Source organism: Microvirga calopogonii, from assembly GCF_003347665.1.
GTDB lineage: Bacteria > Pseudomonadota > Alphaproteobacteria > Rhizobiales > Beijerinckiaceae > Microvirga > Microvirga calopogonii.
This window is the reverse complement of sequence record NZ_QDGA01000203.1, coordinates 1-3,845: the sequence shown is the minus strand read 5'-3', so window position 1 is coordinate 3,845 and position 3,845 is coordinate 1. Positions and strand designations below refer to the sequence as shown.

General features: G+C 62.0%; 3 protein-coding genes and 1 pseudogene. 1 reads left to right on the top strand and 3 read right to left on the bottom strand.

The window, feature by feature from the left end:
- Positions 1-140: 140 nt before the first annotated feature.
- A pseudogene (locus DDF70_RS35735) lies at positions 141-762 on the top strand (transposase); the annotation flags it as partial.
- 65 nt (positions 763-827) lie between these two features.
- Here the strand turns inward: DDF70_RS35735 and DDF70_RS35730 are convergent.
- From DDF70_RS35730 to DDF70_RS35720, 3 genes are all read right to left on the bottom strand, one after another.
- Positions 828-1,538 carry an IS6 family transposase gene (locus DDF70_RS35730; RefSeq protein WP_114949191.1) on the bottom strand — a complete coding sequence of 237 codons (711 nt, stop codon included), beginning with the start codon at positions 1,536-1,538 and terminating at the stop codon, positions 828-830.
- Between the two features lie 116 nt (positions 1,539-1,654).
- Positions 1,655-2,731, bottom strand: coding sequence for a tartrate dehydrogenase (locus DDF70_RS35725; RefSeq protein WP_114949190.1), 1,077 nt, complete (start codon positions 2,729-2,731; stop codon positions 1,655-1,657).
- Between the two features lie 67 nt (positions 2,732-2,798).
- A partial coding sequence (locus DDF70_RS35720) for a tartrate dehydrogenase (protein WP_114949189.1) occupies positions 2,799-3,845 on the bottom strand: 1,047 nt, incomplete at its 5' end.

Genomic DNA, 3,845 nt, shown 5'->3' with positions numbered 1-3,845 from the left:
GATTGGGATATTGGTCGTATCGCCAGCTTCGGATTTGCAGGATTGCGGGGCGACAGCGGTGGATTTCCTGCGTTTTCCGTTGCCGCTCCGGCCCGGGATCTGATTCAATCAGGAGCACTCCACCCGGCCGGAGTTGCGCCATGTCGACGCCGAAAGACGAGCGCCAGAAGGATCTGTTCCGCCCCGCCCTGGACAGCATCATTGACCTGAAGCATCCCTTGGTGCTGCTGGCCCAGCGCATCGACTGGGCCTTCCTCGAGCGCCGGCTCGGCAGCGTCTACAAGCCCGGACCCGGCCAGCCGCCCTTGCCGGTGCGGCTGATCGCCGGGCTGATGATCCTCAAGCACATGGAGAGCTTGTCCGACGAGGCGCTGTGCGCCCGCTTCCTCGACAGCCCCTACGTGCAGTTCTTCTGCGGTGAGGTCAGCTTCCGCCATGATCTGCCGCCTCATCCTGAGCTTGTCGAAGGATGACCGCTCATCCTTGACGCGCTGGCGCCAGCGATTGGGCGAGGAGCATCTCACGGCCCTGCTGCAGGAAAGCCTCGCGGTGGCGTACCAGACTGGAGCTCTGGCGACCAAGGATCTCGAGCGGGTCGCCGTCGACACCACGGTTCAGCCCAAGGCGGTGGCTTATCCCACCGATGCCCGCCTGATGCACCGGGCGCTGATCAAACTCGTGGACCTCGCCAGGAGGTGTGGCGTCAGACTGCGCCAGAGCTATCGGCGGGTGGCCAAACACGCCCTGATCCGGATCGGCCGCGGTATTGTCAACTTGGCGCGAAGTCAGCACAGCTGGCGCAGACATAGCCATCACGTCGGCCCGAATCAGCCTACGAGAGCAGTACCAGTCGCATCGCGCCACGTAGCGAAGGCGCGATCCCGCGCAGCCCGGTACTCATTGGCGGACAGACGGTGACGGCGGAGCTGGAAGTGGTTGTGGATCGGGGTGTGGGTGGCGAGAAATTGCTGGGCATGGCGGACTGACTTGAACCGCCGCATGTGGTGCTCCCGCCGTCGGGTGGGTTGGTGCGACACCTCACAGCGGTTGTTGAGATATCGACTCTGACGGTGTTCGACGCCCGGCGGGATCTCGCGTTTGACAGCGCCATAGGACCCAAGTTTGTCGGTCACGATCACTCGGGGCGCGTAGCACAAGCCCCTGAGCAACTTGCGAAAGAAGCGCTTGGCCGCCTTCTTGTTGCGCCGGCTCTGGACCAAGACGTCGAGCACGTTGCTGTGCTGATCAACGGCTCGCCAGTGGTAGCGCAGTTTGCCGCGGATGCGGACAAACACCTTGTCCAGAAACCATTTGTCTCCAGGCCGTGGCCGGCGGCGCCTGAGTGTCTGCGCGCAGATCCGGCCGAAGCGCAGGCTCCATTTGCGGATGGTCTCGTAGCTGACCTCAAGGCCTTGCGCTGCCAGGATCAACTCGACCTCCCGCAGGCTGAGGCTGAAGCAGTGATACAACCAGACCGCCTGGTTGATCATTTCAGGCGGAAAGCGAATGCCGCGGTACGGGCTGAATATCGTGCTCATGCCCGAGACCCTGCCACAGGCCCCGAGTTGTTAACGACCTGACAGCACCCTTAGCAAGATGTGTCGGGTTTGCCTGCTGTGCTCCCCGTTCCGATCTCTCAATGAGCGTACGCAGCCTACGCGTTATCACCATGAATGGCGGCAATCACAGCGTTTGTGACCTGGCGGGTGGTGGCCGAACCGCCTAGATCCGGTGTGTGCAGCAACGGGTCGGATGTTACCCGTTCTATGGCCCGCATCAGGCGTTCGGCCGCAGGCTTTTCACCCAGATGCTCCAGCATCATGGTAGCCGTCCAGAACGTCCCGACGGGGTTGGCGATGCCCTTGCCGGTAATATCGAAGGCAGAGCCGTGGATTGGCTCGAACATGGACGGGAACCTGCGCTCCGGATTGAGGTTTGCCGTGGGGGCGATGCCTAGCGACCCTGCCAGCGCAGCTGCTAGATCTGACAGGATGTCGGCATGCAGGTTGGTCGCCACGATGGTGTCGAGGCTCTGAGGCATCAGGGTCATGCGCATGGTCATGGCGTCGACCAGCATCTTGTCCCACGTCACGTCGGGATAATCCACTGCCACTTCTGCGGCGATCTCGTCCCACAGGACCATGCCGTGGCGTTGCGCATTCGACTTCGTCACCACCGTGAGAAGCTTGCGTGGACGCGAGCGCGCCACCTCGAAAGCAAAGTGCATGATCCTGCTTACGCCAGCGCGCGTGAAGATCGAGACTTCGGTCGCTACCTCCTCCGGCAATCCCCGGTGCGAGCGCCCGCCCTGGCCAGCGTACTCGCCCTCGGAGTTCTCGCGCACGATCACCCAATCAAGATCCTTAGCCGCCACATTGCGAAGAGGCCCCTCGATGCCCGGTAGGATCCGGGTTGGGCGCACATTGGCATACTGGTCAAATGGCTGGCAGATGGCGAGGCGCAAGCCCCACAGTGTGACGTGATCGGGAACGTCCGGTGCGCCGACCGCGCCGAAATAGATCGCGTCGAACCCTTTCAGGGTTTCGCGGCCGTTCTCCGGCATCATGATGCCATGCTTCTTGTAGTAGTCCGAACCCCAGTCGAAGGTCTCGAAATCGAGTTTGAAGCCGCCGTCCCGAGCCGCCAGGGTCTGGAGCACTTCGACGCCCGCCGCGATGACTTCCTTGCCGATTCCGTCCCCCGGGATGGCTGCGATCTTATAGCTGTTCACAATTGCACCTGTTTGATGTCGACCGCCGACCTGCGGCAGCTAAGGATCTTTTCGTCCGTAATCCTGTCTAGCGAAGCGCCTCGGCCACGGCCTTTCCGGTCGTCTCCGTCCCGGCATTGCCGCCCAGGTCGCGCGTTCGCAGAGTACGCTCGCTCAAGACGTCCTCGATGGCGCGAACGATGGCTGCTGCCGCTTCCGATTCCCCTAGGTGCTCCAGCATCATCGCGCCGGACCAGATCTGGCCGATGGGGTTTGCGATCCCCTGCCCGGCAATGTCAGGCGCCGACCCGTGGACAGGCTCGAACAGGGACGGAAAGTTTCGATCCGGATTGATGTTGCCGGACGGCGCAATGCCGATCGTTCCCGTGCAGGCAGGACCCAAATCGGACAGGATATCGCCGAACAGGTTCGAGGCGACCACCACGTCGAACCAGTCCGGGTGAAGGACGAAATGGGCTGTGAGTATGTCGATGTGATACTTGTCCCATTTCACATCGGAATACTTCCTGGCCATCTCCTCCACGCGCTCGTCCCAATAAGGCATCGTGATCGAAATGCCGTTCGATTTGGTCGCCGAGGTCAGATGCTTCTTCGGCCGCTTCTGCGCCAGGTCGAACGCAAACCGCAGGACCCGGTCGACGCCGATGCGCGTCATCACCGTCTCCTGGATGACCACCTCCCGGTCGGTGCCGGGAAACATCTTGCCGCCAACGGAAGAATACTCGCCTTCGGTGTTCTCACGCACGACCCAGAAGTCGATGTCGCCGGGCTTGCGATTGGCGAGCGGCGTCGGCACACCAGGCATCAGGCGCACGGGCCGCAGGTTGATGTACTGGTCGAATTCTCGCCGGAACTGCAGCAGCGATCCCCAAAGCGAGACATGGTCCGGGATCTTCTCCGGCCAGCCCACGGCACCGAAGAAGATAGCCTCGTGCGATCCGATCTGTTCCTTCCAGTCCTCCGGCAGCATGCGGCCATGCTTGGCGTAGTAGTCATAGGAGGAGAAATCGAAGTGATCGAGCTGGAGGTCGAAACCGAACTTCTTGGCCGCTGCCTCCAGAACACGCACGCCTTCAGGCGTCGTTTCCTTTCCGATTCCATCACCTGGAATGAC